Origin of the sequence: Kutzneria sp. 744 (assembly GCF_000568255.1) — a bacterium.
Taxonomy (GTDB): domain Bacteria; phylum Actinomycetota; class Actinomycetes; order Mycobacteriales; family Pseudonocardiaceae; genus Kutzneria.
In genome coordinates, this window is the sequence record NZ_KK037166.1 from 10,075,377 (window position 1) to 10,076,861 (window position 1,485).

The window sequence follows — 1,485 nt, forward strand, 5'->3', positions numbered from 1 at the left end:
CTCCAGACCTATCCCGTCCTGCTCGCGGAGGCCGAACGCACGCTGACCGGGCTGCGCGCGGCCGGGCTGCGGCCCGGTGACGCAGCCCTGTTGGTGTTCGACGACAACCGCGGCTACCTCACCGCGTTCTGGGCCTGCGTGCTCGGTGGCTTCGTGCCGACGCCCGTTGCCGTCGCCTCGACGTACCGATCGGCCAACGAGGCCAACCGCAAGCTGCGCAACGCCTGGGAGCTGCTCGACCGGCCGGTGCTGCTCACCGACGCCGACACCGTGGCCGAGCTGGCCGAGGTGCGTGCGCTTTGGGGCGAGCCGGACGTGCGCGTGCTCACCGTGGAGGATCTGCTCGACCATCCCCGCGACTCCGACTGGCACGCGGCGGGACCGGACACGCCCGTGCTCAACTTCCTCACCTCGGGCAGCACCGGCGTGCCCAAGTGCGTGCGGCACACCCACGCCAGCGTCACCGACCGCTCGTTGGCCGTCATCCAGGACCAGCAGCTCACCGAGGCGGACGTCAGCCTGATCTGGATGCCGTTCGACCACGTCACCGTGGCCTACTACAACGTGCGCGACGTGTTCCTGCGCTGCCTGCACGTCAACGCCAAGACCGCGCACGTGCTCGGCGACCCGCTGCTGTGGCTGCGGTGGATGGACAAGTACCGGGCCACCAACACCTGGGCGCCCAACTTCGCCTTCGCCATGGTCAACGAGCTCGCCGAGCGGATTCCCGGGCAGGACTGGGACTTCTCCCGCGTCCGCCAGTTCGTCAACGCGGGCGAGCCCGTCGTCGCCGCGACCAGCCGGCGCTTTCTCGAGCTGCTGGCCCCGTACGGGCTGCGGCCGGACGCGATGGCGCCGTGCTGGGGCATGTCCGAGACGTGCTCGGGCGTCACCTACACCCGGCAGAGCCGCCAGGACCGCGCCGCCGGCACCGTGGCGGTGGATCCCGCGTCGATGAAGGGGACCATCGCCGAGCTCGCCGCGGACCGGACGGGCGCCGTCGTGCTGTCCAAGGTGGGGCGGCCGATCCCGGGCGTGCGGGTCAGGGTGGTCGACGACGGGGGAGCGGTGGTGCCCGAGTGCCGGCTGGGCGAGCTGCAGATCCGGGGCCGCACCATGCTCAGCGGCTATTTCGGCAACGCGCGGGCCACCAGCGAGTCCTTCACCGACGACGGCTGGTTCCGCACCGGCGACCTGGCCTTCGTGCACGACGGCGAGCTGGTGATCGCCGGCCGGGCCAAGGACCAGATCATCGTGCGCGGCGTCAACTACCCGGCGCACGAGCTGGAGAGTGTGGTGGAGCGGGTCGACGGCGTGCGGGTCACGTTCGTGGCCGCCGCCGGGATCCGCGAACCCGGCGCCGAGTCCGACCGGCTGGCCATCTTTTTCGTGCCACGGCAGTGGAACGACGCGGAGCTCGACCGGATCGGCCGGGACGTGCGGACCGCGCTCGGCCGCGAGGTCGGGCTGGCGCCGGATCTGCTG

General features: G+C 71.8%; 1 protein-coding gene. It reads left to right on the forward strand.

Annotated features, from left to right (window positions below):
- The coding region (locus KUTG_RS46010) for an AMP-binding protein (protein WP_157495714.1) at positions 1 to 1,485 on the forward strand (1,485 nt) is incomplete at both ends.